Genomic DNA, 22,465 nt, shown 5'->3' on the forward strand with positions numbered 1-22,465 from the left:
GACTGATCGATGAATATTCTGGTTGTCGAAGACGAACCCAAGGCCGGCAATTACCTGCTCAACGGTTTGCAGGAACTGGGTTACAGCGTCAGCCTCGCCCGTGACGGCGCCGACGGCCTGCACCTGGCGCTGGAACACAGTTTCGATGTGATCGTGCTCGATGTGATGATGCCGAAAATGGATGGCTGGGAAGTCCTGCGCCGGCTGCGCAAGGAAGCTGATACGCCGGTGCTGTTCCTCACCGCCCGCGACGATATCGCTGACCGCGTCAAAGGCCTCGAACTAGGTGCCGATGATTACCTGATCAAGCCGTTTTCCTTCGCCGAACTGGTGGCGCGCCTGCGCACCCTGACGCGGCGCGGGCCGATCCATGAAGACGAACAATTGCAAATCGCCGACCTGCAGATCGACGTGCTCAAACGCCGCGTAAGCCGCGCCGGGGTGCGCATCACCCTGACCAACAAAGAGTTCGCGTTGCTGCAGTTGTTCGCCACTCATACCGGCCAGGTTCTCGCCCGTTCGCTGATTGCTTCACGGGTGTGGGACATGAATTTCGACAGCGACACCAACGTGGTTGATGTCGCGGTGCGCCGCTTGCGGGCGAAGATCGATGACCCGTTCCAGCTCAAGCTGATCCATAGCGTGCGTGGCATCGGCTATCGCTTCGATACGCAACCATGAGCGCCCATCGCCCGTATTCCCTGACACTGCGCCTGGCGCTGGTGTTTGCCCTGCTCGCGTTCGCCTCGCTGGCCGGCCTCGGCGCCGCGCTGTACGGCGAACTCGAAGCGCAACTGATTCGCCGCGACGACATCTCACTGGTCAGCCGCGTCGATCAGTTGCGCACCTTTCTCAATGACAGCAACACCCTCGAATTGATCAAGAACAAACCGGCGTTGTTCCAGAACATGCTTGGTAATCGCGAAGCGTTGCTGACCATTGGCTCGCCGGGGCAACCGCCGCTGCTGGTGGTCAATCCGGGCAATCTGAGCACGCCTACGTTGCCGCCGGTGCCCAGCGACCAGCCGATGACGCTCAAGGACGTGCAGCACTTGCCGAGCGTCGACGGCGTGCCGTTTTCGGCGGTGGCGGCGAGTATCGATTCCGGTGAACTGGGCAACTTGCAAGTCACCACCGGGCGTTTGATGAGCGAGCGCACGGCGATGCTCGCCAACTACCGCTTGAGTGTTTATGGCCTCGCCTCGCTGGCGGCACTGTTGCTGGCAGTGGTGGGCTGCCTGCTGGTGTATCGCGGTTTATTGCCGTTGCGGCGACTGGCGAAACACGCGCATGGCATTGGTGTCGGCAACCTTGGCGAACGCCTTGCCAGCAGCGGTGCACCACGAGAATTGCAGCCGATGATCGAAGCCTTCAATGCCATGCTCGACCGCCTCGCCAAGGGCTTTACGCAGTTGAGTCAGGTGTCCACCGACATGGCCCATGAGTTGCGCACGCCGATCAACAACCTGCTCGGCGAAACCCAGGTCGCGCTGCAGCAGAACCGTAGCATTGAGGCCTATCAGCAGTTGCTCGCCTCTAACGTCGAAGAGCTTGAGCGGCTGACGCGGATGCTCGACAACATGCTGTTCCTCGCCCGCACCGATCCGGCCAGTGCGCTGAGCCAGCGCCAGGAGCTGGACGCGGCGGATGAGATGCAGCGCATTGCCGATTATTTTGAAGGATTGGCGGCTGATGTCGGGATGTACATTGAGGCTCGTGGTAGCGGTGTGATCTGGGCCGAACCGATGCTGCTGCGCCGTGCGCTGGCCAACCTGTGCGCCAATGCGATCAAGTACGGTGCGGCGGATTCGACGGTGCAGGTGGAAGCGATTGCCGAGTTGGATGGCAGTTATCTGCGGGTACGCAATCAGGGCACAACCATTGCCCCTGAACATTTGGCGCGGCTGTTCGAGCGTTTTTACCGCGTCGATCAGTCACGCGAGCGCTCAGCGCAATCCAATGGTTTGGGCTTGTCAATCGTCGCGACCATCATGCAGTTGCATCAGGGCCGCTATAGCGTCAGCAGTGCCGATGGCATCACCTGCTTCGAACTGTTCTTCCCCGCCCGGCAAGACAGTACAAATCCCCTGTAGGAGTGAGCCTGCTCGCGATAGCGGTGGTTCAGCCAACATCCTCATTAACTGACACACCGCTATCGCGAGCAGGCTCACTCCTACAGTTGAACTGCGCTCGGCTTATGATCAAAGCCATAGCCATCAATGCCACCGCGACGCCAAAAGTGATGTGCAAGCCGCTGGCAATGGCGGTTGCAGGGGCCTGAGTCGGATCGCCCGCCGCCAGCGCAAACACTGCACCCATCACAGCCGCCCCGGTGATCAACCCCAGATTACGTGCCAATCCAAGCATCGCCGAAACCACACCGCGTTGCTCCTGACGAACTCCGGCCATCAACCCGGTGTTGTTCGCCGCCTGAAACAGCGCATAGCCGACGGCGACCACTGCAATCGACAGCAAATAGGCGGGCAACCCCAGACTCATCGGCAACAGCGCCAACAAGCCACAACCGCAGGCCATGGCGAGTAACGCGCCCGGCACGATGCGCCGCGCGCCGAAGCGGTCCACCAGACGCCCGGCCGGCACACCGCCAAACGCAGACAACAACGGCCCGAGCGATAACGCTAAGCCGACCACTGCACTGCTGAGGCCCAATCCGCGACTCAGGTAAAACGGTCCCACCACCAGCGTGGTCATCATCACGGTCGTCACCAGCAAGGTCAGCGCCAGGCTGCTGCTCAATCGCCGGTCAGCGAACAGTGACAAGCGTATCAGCGGCGCCTTGGCCTTCTTCTCGATCATGAAGAACAAGCCCGCGCCGCCCAAGCTGGCCAGCAGCAACGGCAACATGAAACCTTCCTGCGTCATTGCCAGCGCATAGGCCGCCAGCGTGAAGACCAGCACCGCGCTGCCAGAATAATCGAACGTCACTCGCGGCCCTGCTGCGCGATCCACCGGCAGAAAGCGATACACCAGCCAGACATTGAGCAAGCCCAGCGGCACGTTGAGCAGGAAAATCGCCTGCCAGCCGACATGCGTCATCAACAACCCACCCAGCGACGGCCCAAGACTGGTGCCCGTCGCCGACATCGTCGCCAGCAAGCCCATCGCACTGCCTGCCCGCGTCTTCGGCACCGCATCGGCCACCAACGCCACTGTCAAAGCGAACATGATCGCCGCGCCGACGCCTTGCACCGCCCGTGCGCCGATCAGCCAACCCAGTCCGGGAGCCAGCGCACAGGCCAACGAAGCGCTGGTGAAAATGCCGATCCCGATCAACAGCAGTCGACGTCGACCAAAACCATCGCCCAGACGCCCGACGCTGACGATCAACGTGGTGATCGCCAACAGGTAAGCGAGCACGATCCATTGCACCTGTTGAAACGTCGCCTCGAACGCCGTCGCGAGGATCGGCAAGCCGGCGTTGGCGATGCTGGTGTCCAGGGAAGGCATCAACATCGACAAGGCCAGACTGGTCAGCGCCCAGCGGGCGGGAGTGCTCAGAGGTTCTTGGGGCATGGCAGGCTCACAGTGCAAAGGTGATGCGTCAAAGCCTGAGCCTCGACAACACACGGCGCAAGACGCATGCTTTGCACTCAATACCTGCATGGAACGCCATGTTATGACCACCCCGGATCTGAACCTGCTGATCACCCTCGACGTCTTGCTCCGCGAAGGCAGCGTCGCCCGCGCCGCCAAATGCCTGCGATTGAGCCCGTCGGCCATGAGTCGCGCCCTCGCCCGTTTGCGCGAAACCACCGGGGATCCCTTGCTGGTGCGAGCAGGTCGTGGCCTGGTGCCAACGCCGCGCGCACTCGAATTGCGCGAGCGGGTCAGTCATCTGGTGCAGGAAGCCGAGGCGGTTTTACGCCCTGCCGAGGTGCTCGACCCGCGCCGCTTGCAACGCACCTTCACCCTGCGCAACACCGACGGCTTTGTTGAAACCTTCGCCGCTGCCCTGCTCGCGCGTATCGCTGCAGAAGCGCCCGATGTACGCCTGCGCTTTGTGCAAAAAGCCGACAAGGACAGCACGCCGCTGCGCGAAGGCCGCGTCGATTTGGAAACCGGCGTGGTCGATGACAGCACCGATCCGACGCTGCACAGCCGCATCCTGTTTCAGGATCAATGGATCGGTGTGGTTCGAGAGGGGCATGCCTTGCGTTCGGGAAAAATCACCAGCAGGCGCTTTGCCGGCGGCGAGCACATTCTCATTTCACGACGCGGGCGCAGCAGCGGACCAGTAGACGAAGCGTTACTCGCGCTCGGTCTGACGCGGGACATCGTCACCTCGTTCGGTGGATTCTCGGCGGCGCTGACGCTGGTGCGTGAGTCAGACCTGATCGCCACGGTCCCGCAGCGTCATACCAGCAAACTGCGCACGGGCCTGCACAGTTTCGCCCTGCCCTTCGCGATGCCGGACATCAGCGTGTCGATGCTCTGGCACCCGCGCATGGACGCTGACCCGGCGCATCGCTGGTTGCGTGATTGTGTGCGGCAGGTCTGCGCTTAGCGCGCGTCGCCACCGGCAGGTTTGTAGAAGAGAAATTTTTTCGTTTCAGCGGTCTTGCGATATTCCTTGGCCCAGCTCGGATGCACATTGCGGTCGTGGAAATACAGCGCGCCGTTGGTGCGATCCTTGAGCTGGCGGTTCAGCGCTTTGCGGGCGATATCCTTGGCCAGCGTGTATTCGGCATCTTCCTTGACCTGATCCGAACGCCCGTCACACCACCAGGAAAACTGGCAGCTCTTGGTTTCCGAACCTTGTTTGACGACAGCGCACACCGTGTCGGGGAAACCTTCGTGGCCGAGGCGATTCATCACCACACTGGCCACCGCTTCCATTTCCAGCGTGTCTTTGCCTTTGGCTTCCCAATAGATACTGCGCGCCAGGCAAGTGATCGGATCGTCCAGCGGCGCCGCGCCGGCCGGGTCGACCGCTTGCACTTCGGTCGGGGTGATGGCTTCGGCTTTCGGTGCCGGTGCGGCGCTAACCTTGTCCGCCGCTTTCTCTTCCAGCACTTGGGCTTTTTCTTCAGCCTTCGCTTTGATCGGGGCCTGATCGGTGGCCCATGCAGAGCCTGCCAACAGGGTGAATACGAGACAACCCGCCCAGCCTTTCAATCCCATGTCTGTTCTTCCGGCAGCGCCCGAGTCGGGCAAGGTGTTACGTCGGGGAGACACCCGTATCCCGGGGTCTTCGGTGAGTGTAGACGGCAAACCCAGAGACAAAGTTGCGCAGAAAAACCGCTGAATGAAGAAAAAAGACATTGCACTCACCGGGGGCCTTTCGCGCATCATGGGCGCATTCAGCTCAAGGGAGATTTCCATGCGCTTCATGCCATTCGTTCTGCGTCTTGCCGCTTTGTCCGTGGGCGTTATGTTTGCCATTCCGGCGCTGGCTGGCGATGAGTCGCAATTGATCGAGTCGATCAACAGCTACCGCAGCCAGCCACAGCGTTGCGGGTCGCAGGCATCGAATGAACTGCCACCGCTGTCGGCTGATCCCCGGCTGAGATTACGCGCCAGCGGTGCTGTCGATCTGCAACAAGCCATGGCCAGCGCCAGCTACCCGATGGTCAATGTGCAGGCGATCACGCTCAACGGCCCGCGCGATGCGGCGTCGGCGATGAAGGCGATTCAGGAAAGTTTCTGTCAGGTGGTGCTTGATCCGCAGTTCGTCGATGTCGGTGTCAGCCGCGATGATCGTGACTGGCGCATCGTGTTAGCGCGGCCGCTGCTGTCGGCCAAGCTGGGGGATGCGCAAAGTGAGGGGCAGAAGTTGCTCAGTGAGCTCAATGCCGCGCGCAGCCAGGCGCGTCAGTGTGGCGGTCAGGCGTTCGCCGCTGCCGCACCGCTGGCCTGGAACGCGACGCTGGGCACGATCTCTCAGGATCACAGCCGCGACATGGCCAACAACAATTACCTCGACCACAAGGACCGCGACGGCCGTACCCCGGGCGATCGCGCGGAACTCGCCGGCTACAGTGGCCAACTGGTCGGCGAAAACATCGCCGCCGGACAAGACACCGTGCACAAAGTCGTCGAAGGCTGGCTCGCCAGTCCCGGCCACTGCGCCAACCTGATGAACCCGCAATACCAGGAACTCGGCGCCGCCTACGCGACCGACCCGAAAAGCAGCGCCGGCATCTACTGGACCGCGATGTTTGGCGCTCAATAAGCCGCTCTCAAGTTCACCACCTTCCCCTGTGGGAGCGAGCTTGCTCGCGAAGAGGCCAGTACATTCAACATCAACATTGTCTAACCTGACGCCTTCGCGAGCAAGCTCGCTCCCACAGTGATCGGTGCAATCCCCGTCATTCTCGGCCAACACAGCTCCCTCAGTGCTAAGCGGTGTATCCATGATCTGTGATACTCAAAACTCGGGTCATCGATGGCGTCAATCGATCAGTCACTAACAGTGATTGGACGCCATGGAACGCTGCCCATAACCTACGTTGCCCCCACTCTTTCCACAGCGGTTTTCATTCCTGCGAGGCTTCCTTGTCAGAGCGTGTCTTGATCGATGGTTACAACCGCCGCGTCGACTATCTGCGCATGTCGGTGACCGACCGCTGCGATTTCCGCTGCGTCTATTGCATGGCCGAAGACATGCAGTTTCTGCCACGCCAGCAAGTGCTGACGCTGGAAGAGATCTATCAACTGGCGCAGAGCTTCGTTGTCCTCGGCACACGCAAGATTCGTCTCACTGGTGGTGAGCCGCTGATCCGTCCGGGCGTGGTCAAGCTGTGCGAGCAGATCGCCGCCCTGCCCGGCCTGCGCGAGTTGTGCATGACCACCAACGGTTCACAACTGGGCAAACTCGCCGCGCCGCTGTTCGACGCTGGGGTCAAGCGCCTGAACATCAGCCTCGACAGCCTCGATCCGCAGCGCTTTAAACAGATGACCCGCACGGGCGATCTGACGCAGGTGATCAACGGCATCGATGCCGCGCGCAAGGCCGGTTTTACCCGCACTAAACTCAACGTCGTGGTGATGCAGGGCCGTAACGATGAGGAGATCAACGATCTGGTCAGCTTCGCCATTGATCGTCAGCTCGACGTCTCTTTCATCGAAGAGATGCCGCTGGGGATCATCAGTGAACACAGTCGCGCAGAGTCGTTTTTCTCCAGCGCGCAGGTGCGCGAAAAAATCGCCGAGCGCTACACCCTGATCGACTCGGCAGAATCGACTCAAGGCCCGTCGCGCTACTGGCGGCTGGCCGAGGCACCGGAGATTCGCCTGGGTTTTATCTCACCGCACAGCCACAACTTTTGTGGCACCTGCAACCGTGTGCGCCTCACCGTCGAAGGGCGCCTGCTACTGTGTCTGGGTAACGAGCATTCGGTGGATCTGAAAGCGGTGCTGCGTGCGCATCCGGGGCAACCGCAGCGGCTGGAGAAAGCCATCATCGAGGCGATGAAGCTCAAGCCGTATCGGCACAATTTCGAAGTGAACGACGACGTTCAGGTCGTGCGCTTCATGAACATGACCGGCGGCTGATCCCGCCAGTTTCATCGGTTATCGGAACCGCACAGCATGATCATCAGACCCAAGGTCAACCAGTTCGCCATTCTCTTCACCCTCAAGGGTTCGATTGCCAAGCGCATCGCCATGCGCACGTTGATGGTCACCCTGCTCGCCTCGGCCATCGTCCTGGTGGAAATCCTCCATCCGAGCAACTTCACCAAGGTCAATGCCACGCCGTTTACCTTGCTCGGTTTGTCGCTGTCGATCTTCATGAGTTTTCGCAACAACGCCTGCTATGACCGTTGGTATGAAGCTCGTAAAGCCTGGGGCGAGGTGATCGTGCACATTCGCTCGGTGATTCGCGAAACCCATGTGATTCGTGAATCGGCTGAACGCAAGCCGTTGCTGCTTAATCTGTGTGGCTTTGCTCATGCGCTGAACGCGCGGTTGCGCAAGGAAAGTGAAGCGGACGCCAGTAGCCAATGGATCATTCCCAAACCTGATCCGCAGACGCCGGATTACAGCGGGCGCATTTTGCAAACGGTCGGCCAGCAGTGTTCCGATCTGCATCAGAACGGTGAACTGACTGAGTGGCGCTACATGCTGCTGGCCAATCACCTGACCAGCCTGACCCAGGCGCAAGCGGTGTGCGAAAGGATCAAGACCACGCCGCTGCCGTTTCCTTACACGCTGTTGCTACACCGGACGATTTACTTGTTCTGCATCCTGCTGCCGTTCGCCATGGCCGAACCGCTGGGCTGGCTGACACCGTTGTTCACGGCGATTGTCAGCTACACGTTCTTTGGCCTGGATGCGATTGCCGATGAACTGGAAGACCCCTTCGGCCGCGATGAAAACGACCTGCCAACCGATGCGCTGGTGCGCACCATCGAACGCGATATCCTCGCTGAGCTTGGCGCAGAAGTCCCCCCGGCGCTGAAGCCTGTGGACTATGTGCTGAGCTGATCCTTAGCTCTCCAGACACCTCAAAACCCTGTGGGAGCTGGCTTGCCAGCGATGAGGCCGTATCAGCCAACATCAACGCCAACTGACCTGCCGCCATCGCTGGCAAGCCAGCTCCCACAGGTTCTGTGTACATCCTCAACATCAAGCATCACCTCAAATCATTGTGGGAGCTGGCTTGCCAGCGATGAGGCCGTATCAGCCAACATCAACGCCAACTGACCTGCCACCATCGCTGGCAAGCCAGCTCCCACAGTTTTGATTGGTGTTGAGGTCAGAACAGTTCGTTGAAGGGAATAAAGCGCAGCGGGTCCCCGAGGTTGTGCGTGCTGTTCTCGGGGATTTCCACCAGGCCATCGGCCCAGGTCGCGCCGAGCAGGACGCCGGAGCTTTGATTCGGATAGAGCACCGCTCGCCCCGCTTCCAGCTTCACCCGCAGGTATTCACGACGGCCGCCAGCCTTGTGCCAATCGAAACCCGCGTTGACTGTGAAGCTCAGCGGCATGAGATCTTCCACGCCTTGTATGCGCAGCAGATACGGCCGTGCCAACAACCCGAACGTCACCAGCGCCGAGGTCGGGTTGCCCGGCAAACCTATTACCGGCACCGTGCCGAAATGCCCGACCGTCAGCGGTTTGCCAGGCTTGATCGCCAGTTTCCACAACAGCGGTTTGCCGTTGTCGCGTAGTACCTGTCCGAGGCAATCGGCATCACCGGCAGACACGCCACCCGTAGTCAGAATCAGATCAGCGCTCACTTGCAGTTGCTCAAGTTTGAGCCGCGTCTGCGCCGGTCGATCCGGGAGGATGCCGGCGTCGATCACTTCGCAGCCCAGCTCCCGCAACCAGTGGCCGAGCAATACGCGGTTGCTGTTGTAGATACTGCCGGGGCGCAACGGCTGACCCGGCTCGACCAGTTCATCACCGGTCGACAGCAGCGCCACACGCGGGCGACGCACCACGTGCAGTTGCGCCAGCCCTTGCCCGGCGGCGACCGCCAGTTCGAACGGTCCAAGGCGTTTGCCGGCGCGCAGCAGGATGTCGCCGACGCGATTTTCCTGACCTTGCGCGCGGATGTTCTGCCCCGCTTTCAGTGGCTGCAAGAAGCACACGCGGCTGTCCTCCAGCACTTCGACGTTCTCCTGCATCTCGACGCAGGTAGCGCCGGGCGGCAGCGGTGCGCCGGTAAAAATCCGTGCGCAGGTGCCGGGCAGCAACGTGTCCGGCGCCTGCCCGGCGTAAACCTTTTGCGAGACCTTCAGCGGCTGTCGGTGCAGATCGGCGAGATTGAGCGCGTAACCATCCATGGCGCTGTTCGGCCACGGCGGCAAGTCGAGTGTCGCCAGCAGATCACTGGCCAGCACCCGCCCACGCGCATCGTCGAGCGCCAGCAGTTCGCTGTCGGCCAGACGTTGCTCATTGGCCATGCCGAGCAATTGGTCGAGAGCGTCCTCGACCGGCATCAGCGGTGCCTTGCTCATCCGCGTGGCCCACAGGCTTGCACGGCTTTCAGGTGCGGGACGAAGTTGCACGGGCGATGACGGTTATCCAGTTGTTCGGCAAGAATGCCTTCCCACGCGGTGCGACAGGCGCCGGTCGAACCGGGCAGGCAGCACACCAACGTGCCGTTCGACAGCCCGGCCAGCGCACGGCTTTGCACTGTGGACGTACCGATATCCAGAATCGAAATCGCCCGGAACAGTTCGCCGAAGCCGTCAATGTGTTTATCGAACAGACAGGCCACCGCTTCCGGCGTGCTGTCGCGACCGGTAAATCCGGTGCCACCAGTGATCAGCACGACCTGAATACCTTCGTCGGCGATCCACTGGGCGACCTGCGCGCGGATCTTGTACAGATCATCCTTGAGCAAGTTGCGCTCGCTCAAGGTGTGCCCGGCTTCCAGCAAACGACTGACGAGCAACTGGCCGGAGGTATCGCTGGCGTAATCGCGAGTATCGCTGACCGTCAGCACGGCAATATTCAGGGGGACAAACAGGGCATCGGCTTTTGCGCTCATGGCAGTTCTCCGGCAGCATTTAATCAACATTGCTGAGCAGCCTAAGTGCCACTTATGAGCAGTGTCTAATCACTCCGGCCAACCACATTATCGACCGCCTCTATCGGTGCCTTTCACGTTGTTGCATGCCAGTAAAACCGGGCCTTATAGAGCTGATCGATAGTCCTTCAAGCACTTCTGATTGGACGAACAACTGTTCAGATGAGATCGTCGCAACCTGCGCTTTTCGTGCGCCACGCGCATCTGCGTTACTACTCAATCAAAAAATCCCCATCAAGCAGGTGCCATCGTGGACATCAAACAACTCAAGTTCCTGATCGCGCTGGACGAAACCCGACACTTCGGCCAGGCCGCCGCACGCTGCCACATCACCCAACCGACGTTGTCGATGCGCCTGCGCAATCTGGAAGACGAGCTGGATCTGGTGCTGGTCAACCGTGGCCAGCGTTTTGAAGGTTTCACCCAGGCCGGCGAGCGCGTATTGGCGTGGGCACGCACCTTGCTCGCGGCCCATGACGGTTTGTTCGCCGAAGCGGCGGCGTGTCGCGGGCAACTGGTGGGTAGCTTGCGTCTGGGCTTGGTGCCGCTGAGCAGCTTCAACCCGGTCAATTACATTCAGGGTTTGTCGGGGACGTATCCGGAGTTGAAGTTCAGTCTATCGTCGCTCAGTTCTGACGAGATCATCGCCCGGCTGGGCAACAATCAGCTCGATCTGGGCGTGTGCTATTTGGATCACGTCAACCCGAACTATTTCGAGTTTTTCGAGATCGGCGAAACCCGTGTCGGTCTGCTCTACGACAACCGCCACTTCCAGTTCGAAGGCTCGCAAATGAGCTGGGAAGACGCCGCCGAACTGCCGCTGGGGATGATCACCGCCGGCATGCATTACCGTAAATCCATCGACTTGAGCTTCCGCAGCCGTGGACTCAGTCCGCAGCCGATCATGGAAAGCGACTCAACCTATCAGCTATTGCAGGCGATTCACCAAGGCTTCTGCTGCGCGATCATGCCGCTGGACAGTGGCCTGGAAGAGCCGATCGAGCACCTGTCGTTCATGCAGTTGCCGGATGCCAGCGTGCTCGCGCCGCTGGGCCTGGTGATGCGCAAGACCGAACCGCGCTCGGCGATTGCCGAGAAGTGTTTTGCCGAGGCGCGGAAGTTGTTTGGGGTAGAGGTTTCTACCGAATAAATGGTGTTGAATGTCAGGCCGTCTTCGCGAGCAGGCTCGCGAAGACGGCCGCTGTTAGGACTGCAGATTGTGCATCGGGTCGAGGCGCGCGCGAGTGATCGAGGTGCGGCGTTGCGCAGGAGTCTGGCGCACGCCTGAAAAGCAAAAGCCCCTCACCCTAGCCCTCTCCCCAAGGGAGAGGGGACTGATTGGGGGATATTGCAGAAGTACGCCGACGTGAAAGAATTGTGGTGAATCCATGACCGACCAAACCTTTCAAGGTCGATGTGAAACGCAAATTACCTCGGTACGCTATCTCTCTCTGAGTAGCTGGCCGGCCGCTCGTCCTCAGGCGTCTGGCTGAAGACCCAATCCATAATCGACTCGATCTTCCAGGTCGATGGATAACACCAGACACCTCGGTCGGCTCCCTCTCCCTTCGGGAGAGGGCTGGGGTGAGGGTTGAAAGTCTGATTAGATAGCCGCTCCGCCAGGATTCAACCCGGAGTCTCGCTTGAGCACAGCGCCGAACAACCTGCCCCGCCCCGATCCCGTCACCCTGCGCCAGGCCTGGCGCTTCTGGCTGAAACTCGGCTGCATCGGTTTCGGCGGCCCGGCCGGGCAGATCGCGATCATGCATCAGGAGTTGGTCGAGCGCCGACGCTGGATCTCTGAAAAGCGTTTTCTGCACGCGCTCAACTACTGCATGTTGCTGCCTGGCCCCGAGGCTCAGCAATTGGCGACGTACATCGGCTGGCTGCTGCATCGCACCTGGGGCGGTATCATCGCCGGTGCGTTGTTTGTGCTGCCGTCGTTGTTCATTCTGATTGGCTTGTCGTGGCTGTACGTCGCGTTCGGTGACGTGCCGGCGGTGGCCGGAGTGTTTTACGGGATCAAACCGGCAATCACCGCGATTGTGTTGCACGCTGCGCATCGCATCGGCTCGCGCGCCCTGAAGAATGCCTGGCTATGGGCGATTGCCGGGGCGTCGTTTGTGGCGATTTTCGCCTTCAATGTGCCCTTCCCTTTGATCGTCCTCGGGGCCGCGCTGATCGGCTATCTGGGCGGACGATTCGCGCCGCAACGATTCAGCAACGGCGGCGCGCGCAACAGCGAGAAATCCTTCGGCCCGGCGTTGATCGACGACGATACACCGGCCCCCGAACATGCCCGTTTCAGCCTTGCGAGGTTGCTGCGGCTGCTGTCGGTCGGCGCCGCGCTGTGGTGTTTGCCCATGGCGATACTGACTGCACTATTTGACTGGGACGGCACGTTCACGCAAATGGCCTGGTTCTTCACCAAAGCTGCGCTGCTTACCTTTGGCGGCGCTTACGCGGTGCTGCCTTACGTCTATCAGGGCGCCGTCGGGCATTACGGCTGGTTGACGGCAACGCAGATGATCGACGGCCTCGCCCTCGGCGAAACCACGCCGGGCCCGCTGATCATGGTGGTGGCGTTTGTCGGTTTCGTCGGTGCCTACGTGCAACCGGCGTTCGGCCCCGAACATGCCTTTGCCGCCGGGGCGCTGGCGGCAACGTTGGTGACCTGGTTCACCTTCCTGCCCTCGTTTCTGTTCATCCTCGCCGGCGGGCCGTTGGTGGAATCGACGCACAACGAACTGAAGTTCACCGCACCGCTGACGGCGATCACCGCTGCCGTGGTCGGGGTGATTCTGAACCTGGCGTGTTTTTTCGCCTACCACGTGTTCTGGCCGAATGGTTTTGCTGGGGCGCTGGATGTGTTTTCGCTGATGCTGGCGGTGGCGGCAGCATTGGCTTTGTTCGTTTTCAAACGCGGCGTGATCAGTGTGTTGATCGTTTGCGCCCTCGCCGGGCTGGGCTTTCACCTGATGCGCTGAACTTTGGCCCGCGAATCTCCCGTTTACACGCCCGCGAATTCCCCCTTACTATCCGGGCACACCGGTCGGCGGCTCAGCCCGCCACCGACGTTTTCCGCCAACGGAAACACGCGTTATGAGTACGTCACTAAAACAACCAGAATCGTTGAACGTCTCTACCCTGCGCGCCCTCTCTCACAGGGGCGGCGTATGAATCGTATCGTCAATCTCCCCATGGCCCTGCGCCGTTCCAAGCTGCGTCACTCCGCACGCCCGCCGGATATCGCCCGGTCTGTCTGATCGCGCCCGTTAAAGAACCGCGACAGTCCCCTACTTCTTGATATCCCTGCCAGGACACCTACGCCTTTTTGTCGCGTCGTGTCCGGCCCGAATCTGCGCGCCTGTGCGGCGCCATCGTGAGTGATCGTTATGAAATTCGCAGCTATTGAAGACGCACGCCTGTTCCTTGAACAGAACCCCGATATCGACATGATCGAGCTGTTTATCCTCGACGCCAACGGCGTGCCGCGCGGCAAGCTGTTGCACCGCGAAGAACTGCTTGCCGTGTACCAAAGCGGTCGGCCGCTACCCAGCACCATCCTCGGCCTGACCGTACAGGGTGAAGACGTCGAAAACTCCGGTCTGGTCTGGGATGTCGGCGACATCGACTGCCGTGCCTATCCGCTGGAAGGCAGTCTGGTACGCCTGCCATGGCGCAAGATTCCGACCGCCGCCGTGCAGGTCAGCATGCATCCGACCGAGGGCATGCCCGCGAGCATCGCCGACCCGCGACACTTGCTGATCAAGGTTATCGACGGGCTCAAGGCCGAGGGTTATCACCCGGTGATGGCCTGCGAACTGGAGTTCTACTTGCTCGATGCCAAACGCGATCACAACGGCCGCCCGCAACCGGCACTGGACGCGGACGGCGGTCGACCGCGACACACCCAAGTCTACGGTTTGCGTGAACTGGAGCAGATCGAACCGTTCCTCGCCGACCTCTACAGCGCCTGCAAACTGCACGGCATTCCGGCGCGCACGGCGATCTCCGAATACGCGCCGGGTCAGGTGGAAATCACCCTTGAACATGGCGATGCGCTGGAGGCGATGGACCAAGCCGTGCGCTACAAACGTCTGGTCAAAGCCATCGCCCATAAGCACGGCATGCAGGCAACGTTCATGGCCAAGCCGTTCGATGATCTGGCCGGCACCGGCATGCACATGCATGTGAGTCTGGCCGATGGCGAGGGACGTAACCTCTTTGCCTCGGAAGACCCGGCCGGCACCCCGCTGCTGCGTACGGCGATTGGCGGCATGCTCGCCTCGCTACTCGATTCGTTGCTGCTGTTCTGCCCGAACGCCAACTCGTACCGGCGCTTCCAGGCCAATAGCTATGCACCGTTGGCGCCAACCTGGGGCGTCGACAACCGCACCGTCAGCCTGCGTGTTCCCGGCGGCCCGGCCAATACCCGGCACATCGAACACCGCATCTGCGGCGCCGATGCCAACCCGTATCTGGCGGCAGCGGCGATCCTTGCCGGGATTCATCGCGGCATTCGTGAAGACCTTGATCCGGGTGCACCGGTTGAAGGCAATGGCTATGCGCAGGCGAAGGAATTGCTGCCGACGGATTGGCTGACGTCGCTGCAGGCGCTGGAGAATTCGGTGTGGGCACGGGATGCCTTGGGGCAGGAATTTCTCGGGGTGTATCTGGCGGTGAAACGTGCCGAATACCGGCAGTTCATGGCCGAGGTGGGTGAGCAGGATTGGCGCTGGTATCTCACCGAGGCCTGAAGACTCACCCCTACCCCCTGTAGGAGTGAGCCTGCTCGCGATAGCAGTGTGTCATTCAGCAATAATGTGTCTGACATGGCCTCATCGCGAGCAGGCTCACTCCTACAGGGGAGCGCGTACAACCTAAGAATTCGTGTGGACACTGACATGACCGAACGCTGCAATTCCTACTACACCGCCACCCTTAACCAAGACACCAACTACCCGACCCTGCAAGGCCGGCACAAGGTCGACGTGGTGATCATCGGCGGCGGCTTCACCGGCGTCGCCACCGCTGTCGAACTCGCCGAAAAAGGCCTGAAAGTCGCCATCGTCGAAAGCCACAAGATCGGCTGGGGCGCCACCGGGCGCAACGGCGGACAAGTCACCGGCAGCCTTTCCGGCGATGGTGCGATGCGCAAACAGATGCGCGCGAAACTCGGCGACGAGGTCGATGATTTCATCTGGCACCTGCGCTGGCGCGGACATGAAATCATCCAGCAACGCGTCGACAAGTACGGCATTCAATGCGATCTCAAACACGGCCACTTACACGCTGCGTACAAACCCAGCCACATGACTGATTTGCGTAAGGATTATGAAGAAGCCGTGCGTCGCGGATTGGGCGATGAGGTCAGCCTGCTCGACCGCAGTCAGGTACGTGATCTGCTGCAAAGCGACCTGTACCACGGCGCAATCAAGAACACCCGCAACATGCATCTGCACCCGCTCAACCTGTGCATCGGTGAAGCGCGGGCGGCGGAAAGTCTCGGGGCACTGATCTTCGAAAACAGCGAAGTGCTGGAGATCATTCACGGCGCTTCGCCTAGCGTAAGAACCGCCCACGGCCAGATCGACGCCAAGCAGGTGATGCTCGCCGGCGACGTCTATCACAAGCTCGAACCGGGACAGCTCAAGGGCAAGATTTTCCCGGCCATGGGCGGCATCGTCACCACCGCGCCACTGGGCGATCTGGCAAAACAGATCAACCCCGAAGACCTTGCGGTGTACGACTGCCGTTTCGTGCTCGACTACTACCGCCTCACCGCCGACGGCCGCCTGTTGTTCGGTGGCGGTGCCAACTACAGCGGCAAGGACTCACGGGACATTGCCGCCGAACTGCGCCCGTGCATCGAGCAAACCTTCCCGGCGCTCAAAGGCGTGCAGATCGATTACCAGTGGAGCTGCGCGATGGGCATCGTGATCAACCGCATCCCACAACTGGGCAAGCTCTCGGACAACGTCTGGTACTGCCAGGGCTACTCGGGGCACGGCATCGCGACGACGCACATCATGGGCGAAATCATGAGCCGGGCGATCACTGGGCAGATGGAGCAGTTCGACACGTTTGCCCAGTGCCAGCACATTCGCGTGCCGATGGGGGATTTGTTGGGTAACCCGTTGCTGGCGGCGGGGATGTGGTATTACCAGATGCTTGAGCGACTTCGCTAAGCCTGTGTTGATCCTGCTGACCCCATCGCTGGCAAGCCAGCTCCCACAGTGTCCGTGGCGTACCCAAATTTCATGTACACCGCAAAAACCTGTGGGAGCTGGCTTGCCAGCGATGAGGCCATCAGCCCCACTACAAAACTTCAATCCGCCAACTGCTCGACCACAATCCCCAACCGCCGGTAATCCTCGACACTCCCCGACGCCACATGCCGCTCGGTAATCAACGTATGCAGGCGCGTACACGGCGCCACCACAAACGGCTCCACCGCTCCCAACTTGTCCGCCGAAGTCACCGCAATCACCCGCGTCGCGCCCTCCAGCATCGCCTGCTTCACCGGCACTTCATCGAAATGCAGCGAGGTAATCCCCATCTCCGGATGAATCGCGCACACCCCGGTAATCGCCAGATCTGCCTTGATCCCCGCCAGCAGCCGCAGCGCCTCATGCCCTCCCGCCGCCATCGTCCGCGGGTTCAACTGGCCGCCGGCGAGAATCACCTTCACCCCCTTGAATTCCGAGAGCGCAATCGCCGTCATCGGTGAAGCCGTCACTGCCGTGATACTGATATCTGCACGCAACGAGCGCGCCACCTGCAACGTGGTCGAGCCGGAATCGAACAGCACAATCTGCCCGTCTTCAATCTCCTGCGCCGCCCGTTGCGCCAGGCGGATTTTCACCTCATCCGTCTCGTCCAGCCGGGTGAAATAGTCCTTGCCGGAGTCTTTCGGACGCGGCAGCGCCCCGCCGTGCACGCGTTGCACCAGCCCGGCGTTATCCAGTTCGGCGAGGTCGCGGCGGATGGTGTCTTCGGAGACTGCGAAGTGCTGACTCAACTCGGACGCCATAACTTTGCCGTCACGTTCGAGGAGCAAGAGGATTTTCTGCCGGCGCAGGGATGGTAGTTCAGCCGCGGAATGATCGTGCATGGTTGTGCCTGTTTGTGCTTGTAATTGCAGGTTTCGCGAGATTAGCGAAAGCCTTGCACGAACACAAACCGACGGGGTATCAATTGTTTCGATCATTGGAATCAACAAGGCGAATTTTTTCTTTGCTTTCAACCTGTTCAGAATGGCCCCACTCTAAAAGGCTCAGGATGAACACCTCATGAATCTCAATTTTGCGTTTGCGTGCATGATCGTCGTGTCGTTTGCGATTGCCCTCGGCCACGCCTGACAGCGCCTCAGACCGACGCCAGCAATTGCTCGCGCAACCATTTGTGCGCCGGATCGCGGTGCGAACGTTCACCCCAGAACATCGCCATCTCGTAGCCGGGTACTTCCAGCGGCGCGTCGACCACTTGCAACGCCTGGTTGCCATGCACCAGGCGTGACGGCAGCATCGCCACCAGATCGGTGCTGGCCAACACCGACATCGCCATCAGAAAGTGCGGCACCGACAACACCACTTTGCGCATCAGCCCGACATCGGCCAACGCCCGATCGGTCACCCCGAAAAAGCCCCCGCCCTCGCGCGACACCATGACGTGTTCCAGCGCGCAGAATTGCTTGCGTGTGGGTGCAGACTTCAATCCCGGATGGCCAACTCGACCAGCCAGCACATAACGCTCGGTGAACAGCGGCCGCCGATGCAACTCCGGCGGCGCGTCTTCGCTGATGTGCAGCGCCAGATCAAATACACCCTGCTCGGCCTGTTTGACCAAATGCGCCGGGGTCAGATCGACCACCGCCAGCCGCGTGCCCGGCGCCTGTACGCGCAAGCCGTTCAGCGCCGGCAGCACCACCGTCGTCTCGCCGTAATCGGTCGCGGCGATTTTCCAGGTGTGCGTCGCCTGCGCCGGGTCGAACGCACTGGCCGGCGCCACCGCCCTCGCCAACGCCTCCAACGCTTCGCGCAACGGTTCACGCAGTTCATCGGCGCGCGCCGTCGGGCGCATACCACGCGGCCCGGGCAACAGCAGCGGATCACCAAAGATGTCGCGCAACTTGGCCAGATGCACGCTCACAGACGGCTGCGACAGGTTCAGCCGTTGTGCCGCGCGGGTGACGTTGTGCTCCGACAGCAACACATCGAGGGTCAGCAGTAGATTGATATCCAGTCGTCTCAAATTATTCATGGCTATACCAGACATATCAGACATTCATTTCCAATATACCTGTTGAACGCCGATCCTGCTGTTACTCAGCTAACGGAGCTTCAACATGAATGTCTTACTCGTTTACGCGCACCCAGAACCGACGTCCCTCAACGGCTCGCTGCGCGACTTCAGCGTCCAGCGCCTGCAAGCCGCCGGCCACACCGTGCAGGTCTCCGACCTCTACGCGATGAACTGGAAAGCCACCCTCGACGCCGACGACGCCCCGCAGCGCGACGCGACGAAACCGTTCCACGCCTCCCTCGACTCGAAAGTCGCCTACGCCGAAGGCACTCAGGCTACCGACATAGCTCGCGAGCAGGAAAAACTGTTGTGGGCCGACGCGCTGATTCTGCAGTTTCCGCTGTGGTGGTTCACCATGCCGGCGATTCTCAAAGGTTGGGTCGATCGGGTGTACGCCTACGGTTTTGCCTATGGCGTCGGCGAACACTCCGACAGTCGCTGGGGCGAGCGTTATGGCGAAGGGAAAATGCAAGGCAAACGGGCGATGTTGATGGTCACCACCGGTGGCTGGGAATCGCACTACGCACCGCGTGGGATTAACGGGCCGATTGATGATTTGTTGTTTCCGATTCAACACGGGATTTTGTACTACCCCGGTTTTGAAGTAGTGCCACCGTTTGTGGTGTATCGGACTAGTCGGATGGATGCGGCGCGGTATGCCGAGACTTGTGATGAGCTGGGGCGGCGGCTGGATGAGTTGTGGAGTGCACGGCCGATTGGGTTTCGGCAGCAGAATGGCGGCGAATACGAAATTCCTGCTTTGACGTTGAAGAGCGATATCGCACCGGATAGCGAAGGCTTCCAATCACACATCCGCTAGCGCCGCATCGACCACGTAGAGCAAAAGCCCCTCACCCTAACCCTCTCCCAGAGGGAGAGGGGACTGACCGAGTTGTTTTTTCGAGCTACGCCGACCTGGTATATCGAGCCGAACTTAAGTTTTGAACAGCCCACAATCGGCTCCCTTCCCCCTCGCCCCCTTGGGGGAGAGGGCTGGGGTGAGGGGGACGGATCTAACTGACACACCGCAACATGCAGGCATCAGTGGCTCCGGTCAGGCTTCTTCGCGCGCCCGACGCACCTGCACCAACAACGCCGGCGCGAAATGCAGCAACACCATCCGGCTCAGATGGTGAGTCAGAATAAACACCACATTCAGCCCGCCACCAAACGCGACAATCGCAATCGTCTCAATCGCCCCCGGCATATACGCCAGCCATAGCGACAGCGGATCGCTGCCCAACCAGCGTGCCGCGACTTCAGCAAACACCGCCGCGACCACGATCATCAAACCAACCGAGACCAACGCCGTGCGGCCGTGACGCGTCAGCTCCGCGAAGCCGAGACCTTGAAACCGTGAGCCGATCCGCACGCCGAGAATCAGCGCCGCAAGATTCAAACTCCAGTCTGGCATGTGAAACCCGTGCAACCATCCCGATTTCACAAACACCGCCGTAATGATGATCGCCGTGAGCATGAACGGCGCCGGTACACCGATCACCAGCAGTAAGCGCCCGAGCAGCACGCTCAACGCGATCACCGAAAACGCGGTTAGTGCCATGCCTGTCGTTAAAGGATCACCATCGGCAACCGCCACGGCAGCGGCTTGACCGGGAATCAAGAAACTCACCAACACCGTGATGAGCAGCAAGCGCATCAGATGCACGATGATGACCTTGCTCGACGCCTTTTCCGACTCGAGTAGATCGAACACTGCGGCCAGCGCACCGGGATAAACCGCCAACAGCGCATCAGTGCGGTTCCAGCCTGCACCGCGCGTCAGCCACCATCCGGCCAATGCGATCTGCACTGCCAGGCAAATCAGCAACACGCCGAGGCTCGGCAACATCGTCGAGGCCGTCTCGCTGTCCCACGCTTCGAACATCAGCCCGGTGGCGATGCCCAGCGTGACCTGGATGTAGCCCAGTCCATAAGGAGTTGCCGGCGCGATACCAGTTTTGCTGGCAAACAATGCGGTAACGACAATCGAACCCAACAGCAGGCCATGGGGTACGCCTTCGAACTGCAACAGCGCGCCGAAACCGGCAGCAATCAACAAACAGAGAATGGATTTCATAGTCGCCTTCCTGGCTTTTTACCTGACACACCACAACCCGTGTAGGAGCTGCCGAAGGCTGCGATCTTTTGACTTTTGTTTTTAAAAGCAAGATCAAAAGATCGCAGCCTTCGGCAGCTCCTACAGGGGATGTATTCGTTTTCAGCCGCGCAACCGGCCAATCGCCCGGCGGTATTTTTCGATTCGTTCGAGGTCCTCCCAACTCGGCGAGGCAATCCGCGACAGGTCGCTGTTCTCTTCCAGATCCGCCAATTTCACCACCCGACCGATCGGGTTCTGCGCGGCGCGGTCGACGAAGTCTTCATAGGACTCGCCCGGCACTTTGGTCACGGATTCGATAGCGCTCAAAACTTCCTCGCTGAAACCTTCCTTGCGCAAGTCATCGAGACTGATACCGCAATCCTCAACCACATCGTGCAGCACGGCGACGATGCGTTCTTCCTGCGTGCTCATGCGCAACATGACTTTCAACGGATGCAGAATGTACGGTGCACCGCCCTTGTCGACCTGCCCGGCATGAGCCGTGGCGGCAATGGCGATAGCGCGTTCGAGGGTCTGGGTCATGGGAGTCTCCGAGGGTTAGACGCCGTAGCGGCCGCCGACATGGATGTTGCGTTTGAGCCAGTTGCCGATTGCTTTCAATCGTCCGACTGGCTCCGCAGGCCCGGAATGACGCTGAAGAATCAACGACACCAAGGTAGCCTGATCGGCTTTCGGATGAGCATCGATCAATTCGGCAACCCAGGCACAATCAGCCTTGTTCAGATGCTCACGCCAATCGCCGGGCCAGGCGTCCAGCTCATCCAGCGCCAACCATCGCGCACCGCCCTGCTCGGCATGCCCGCCACCTATTGACTGCTCGAAACACAAAGGCGTGGCCGGCCGGGACAGGTCGATGCTGAAAATGTAGACGTCGTGGGTTTTGTGTTGCGTCGTGGGAGCGTTGTTGCGGCTACCGATGACCATCATGGTGATGCTCCATTCCTTGGGCGCTAATGTTTCTGATTGTTTCGCAGTGTACGCGACGGGAGCAAATCAAAAACCCGATGGAACCTCCCTCCTCCACAGAATCTCGAATCTGTATTAGCGCCAAATCACCGATCAGACACGGCGCCATTGAAGAGGAAACCCCGATGAACATTCGCTTCCTGCTTCTGATCGCCACCTTCGCCATCATCCCCACCTGCGTCATGGCCGAAGGCTGCGACGTCCAGACCCAATCCTCCAGCGCCTCGGTACCAGCGGTGGAAACCCACAGTTGTTATGAATACGAAGGCATGCCCGTCAACTCCATCGACTGGTCGTGCAGCAACGAAAGCAAAGACATGCTCAACAGCACAAAAACCAAGGTTGAACATTGCGCCGATCACTACCAGGCCACGTGTATCGCCACGATCACCCAGGAATCCCTGGCCAACCCGCACTCAACCAGCAAAGACAAAAACGCCAAAGCCCTAAACATCCCCGACAACGCACAAGTGACCACGTATTACTACGACGTGGAACATTTGGCGCAGGCGCGGATTGATTGTGAGAATGGCGGCGGGCATTGGAAAACGAAGTAAACGACTGATATCCACG

At 60.3% G+C, this 22,465-nt stretch carries 21 protein-coding genes; 12 read left to right on the plus strand and 9 right to left on the minus strand.

The genetic code is table 11. The annotated features are described in order from the left end of the window. Window positions 1–9 precede the first annotated feature (9 nt). Window positions 10–681, plus strand: a complete 672-nt coding sequence (locus tag J0G10_RS18250; protein WP_220556404.1) for a heavy metal response regulator transcription factor — start codon at window positions 10–12, stop codon at window positions 679–681. Then, window positions 678–2,093, plus strand: a complete 1,416-nt coding sequence (locus J0G10_RS18255; RefSeq protein ID WP_220556405.1) for a heavy metal sensor histidine kinase — start codon at window positions 678–680, stop codon at window positions 2,091–2,093. The genes J0G10_RS18250 and J0G10_RS18255 overlap by 4 nt, the downstream gene beginning before the upstream one ends. A 28-nt stretch (window positions 2,094–2,121) precedes the next feature. Here the strand turns inward: J0G10_RS18255 and J0G10_RS18260 are convergent, their stop codons facing one another. Then, the gene (locus J0G10_RS18260; protein WP_220556406.1) at window positions 2,122–3,534 is read right to left on the minus strand and encodes an MFS transporter; all 1,413 of its coding nucleotides are present in this window, start codon (window positions 3,532–3,534) and stop codon (window positions 2,122–2,124) included. Between the two features lie 103 nt (window positions 3,535–3,637). On the opposite strand from J0G10_RS18260, the gene J0G10_RS18265 reads away from it, so the two are divergent. Beyond that, entirely contained in the window at window positions 3,638–4,525 is an 888-nt protein-coding gene (locus tag J0G10_RS18265) for a LysR family transcriptional regulator (RefSeq protein WP_095124588.1), read from the plus strand. On the opposite strand, the gene J0G10_RS18270 is transcribed toward J0G10_RS18265, so the two are convergent. Further along, the gene (locus J0G10_RS18270) at window positions 4,522–5,142 is read right to left on the minus strand and encodes a cell wall hydrolase (RefSeq protein WP_220556407.1); all 621 of its coding nucleotides are present in this window, start codon (window positions 5,140–5,142) and stop codon (window positions 4,522–4,524) included. The genes J0G10_RS18265 and J0G10_RS18270 overlap by 4 nt on opposite strands. 199 nt (window positions 5,143–5,341) lie before the next feature. On the opposite strand from J0G10_RS18270, the gene J0G10_RS18275 reads away from it, so the two are divergent. The 3 genes from J0G10_RS18275 (at window position 5,342) to J0G10_RS18285 (ending at window position 8,448) form a co-directional block, all read left to right on the plus strand. Next, window positions 5,342–6,193 (plus strand): CAP domain-containing protein, encoded by an 852-nt coding sequence (locus J0G10_RS18275; protein WP_220556408.1) that lies wholly within the window; start codon window positions 5,342–5,344, stop codon window positions 6,191–6,193. Between the two features lie 323 nt (window positions 6,194–6,516). Continuing rightward, a complete protein-coding gene (moaA, locus tag J0G10_RS18280; protein ID WP_220556409.1) occupies window positions 6,517–7,515 on the plus strand; it encodes a GTP 3',8-cyclase MoaA in 999 nt (332 codons plus the stop codon). A 36-nt stretch (window positions 7,516–7,551) separates the two neighbouring features. Continuing rightward, window positions 7,552–8,448: a bestrophin family protein gene (locus J0G10_RS18285; protein WP_095047941.1), complete on the plus strand. Its 897-nt coding sequence runs from the start codon at window positions 7,552–7,554 to the stop codon at window positions 8,446–8,448. A 271-nt stretch (window positions 8,449–8,719) separates the two neighbouring features. Here the strand turns inward: J0G10_RS18285 and J0G10_RS18290 are convergent, their stop codons facing one another. Next, on the minus strand, window positions 8,720–9,925 hold the full coding sequence (locus tag J0G10_RS18290; RefSeq protein ID WP_220556410.1) for a molybdopterin molybdotransferase MoeA: 1,206 nt from the start codon (window positions 9,923–9,925) through the stop codon (window positions 8,720–8,722). Further along, on the minus strand, window positions 9,922–10,461 hold the full coding sequence (gene moaB, locus J0G10_RS18295) for a molybdenum cofactor biosynthesis protein B (RefSeq protein WP_095047943.1): 540 nt from the start codon (window positions 10,459–10,461) through the stop codon (window positions 9,922–9,924). Before moaB ends, J0G10_RS18290 begins: the two co-directional genes overlap by 4 nt. A gap of 289 nt (window positions 10,462–10,750) precedes the next feature. On the opposite strand from moaB, the gene J0G10_RS18300 reads away from it, so the two are divergent. The 4 genes from J0G10_RS18300 (at window position 10,751) to J0G10_RS18315 (ending at window position 16,691) form a co-directional block, all read left to right on the plus strand. After that, window positions 10,751–11,650, plus strand: a complete 900-nt coding sequence (locus J0G10_RS18300; protein ID WP_220556411.1) for a LysR family transcriptional regulator — start codon at window positions 10,751–10,753, stop codon at window positions 11,648–11,650. A gap of 493 nt (window positions 11,651–12,143) precedes the next feature. Next, complete coding sequence (chrA, locus tag J0G10_RS18305; protein WP_220556412.1) at window positions 12,144–13,487, plus strand: chromate efflux transporter; 1,344 nt, start codon at window positions 12,144–12,146, stop codon at window positions 13,485–13,487. Window positions 13,488–13,895: 408 nt separating this feature from the next. Beyond that, entirely contained in the window at window positions 13,896–15,260 is a 1,365-nt protein-coding gene (locus J0G10_RS18310) for a glutamine synthetase family protein (protein ID WP_095047946.1), read from the plus strand. 147 nt (window positions 15,261–15,407) lie between these two features. After that, on the plus strand, window positions 15,408–16,691 hold the full coding sequence (locus J0G10_RS18315) for an NAD(P)/FAD-dependent oxidoreductase (RefSeq protein ID WP_220556413.1): 1,284 nt from the start codon (window positions 15,408–15,410) through the stop codon (window positions 16,689–16,691). 140 nt (window positions 16,692–16,831) lie between these two features. Here J0G10_RS18315 and J0G10_RS18320 read toward each other — a convergent pair whose 3' ends face one another. Next, the gene (locus J0G10_RS18320) at window positions 16,832–17,617 is read right to left on the minus strand and encodes a DeoR/GlpR family DNA-binding transcription regulator (protein ID WP_095047948.1); all 786 of its coding nucleotides are present in this window, start codon (window positions 17,615–17,617) and stop codon (window positions 16,832–16,834) included. Between the two features lie 254 nt (window positions 17,618–17,871). Further along, window positions 17,872–18,765, minus strand: a complete 894-nt coding sequence (locus tag J0G10_RS18325; protein WP_220556414.1) for a LysR family transcriptional regulator — start codon at window positions 18,763–18,765, stop codon at window positions 17,872–17,874. 85 nt (window positions 18,766–18,850) lie between these two features. On the opposite strand from J0G10_RS18325, the gene J0G10_RS18330 reads away from it, so the two are divergent. Next, window positions 18,851–19,627 carry an NAD(P)H-dependent oxidoreductase gene (locus tag J0G10_RS18330; protein WP_220556415.1) on the plus strand — a complete coding sequence of 259 codons (777 nt, stop codon included), beginning with the start codon at window positions 18,851–18,853 and terminating at the stop codon, window positions 19,625–19,627. A 234-nt stretch (window positions 19,628–19,861) separates the two neighbouring features. Here the strand turns inward: J0G10_RS18330 and J0G10_RS18335 are convergent, their stop codons facing one another. From J0G10_RS18335 to J0G10_RS18345, 3 genes are all read right to left on the minus strand, one after another. Further along, window positions 19,862–20,884: an AbrB family transcriptional regulator gene (locus J0G10_RS18335; protein ID WP_220556416.1), complete on the minus strand. Its 1,023-nt coding sequence runs from the start codon at window positions 20,882–20,884 to the stop codon at window positions 19,862–19,864. 141 nt (window positions 20,885–21,025) lie between these two features. Continuing rightward, on the minus strand, window positions 21,026–21,448 hold the full coding sequence (locus tag J0G10_RS18340; RefSeq protein ID WP_095124569.1) for an HD domain-containing protein: 423 nt from the start codon (window positions 21,446–21,448) through the stop codon (window positions 21,026–21,028). Between the two features lie 15 nt (window positions 21,449–21,463). Then, window positions 21,464–21,853 carry a hypothetical protein gene (locus J0G10_RS18345; protein ID WP_095047953.1) on the minus strand — a complete coding sequence of 130 codons (390 nt, stop codon included), beginning with the start codon at window positions 21,851–21,853 and terminating at the stop codon, window positions 21,464–21,466. Window positions 21,854–22,017: 164 nt separating this feature from the next. Between J0G10_RS18345 and J0G10_RS18350 the strand changes: the two genes are divergently transcribed. Continuing rightward, window positions 22,018–22,449 carry a hypothetical protein gene (locus J0G10_RS18350; RefSeq protein WP_095047954.1) on the plus strand — a complete coding sequence of 144 codons (432 nt, stop codon included), beginning with the start codon at window positions 22,018–22,020 and terminating at the stop codon, window positions 22,447–22,449. Window positions 22,450–22,465 lie beyond the last annotated feature (16 nt).

The organism is Pseudomonas germanica (assembly GCF_019614655.1).
In the GTDB taxonomy this organism is placed as follows: domain Bacteria; phylum Pseudomonadota; class Gammaproteobacteria; order Pseudomonadales; family Pseudomonadaceae; genus Aquipseudomonas; species Aquipseudomonas neuropathica.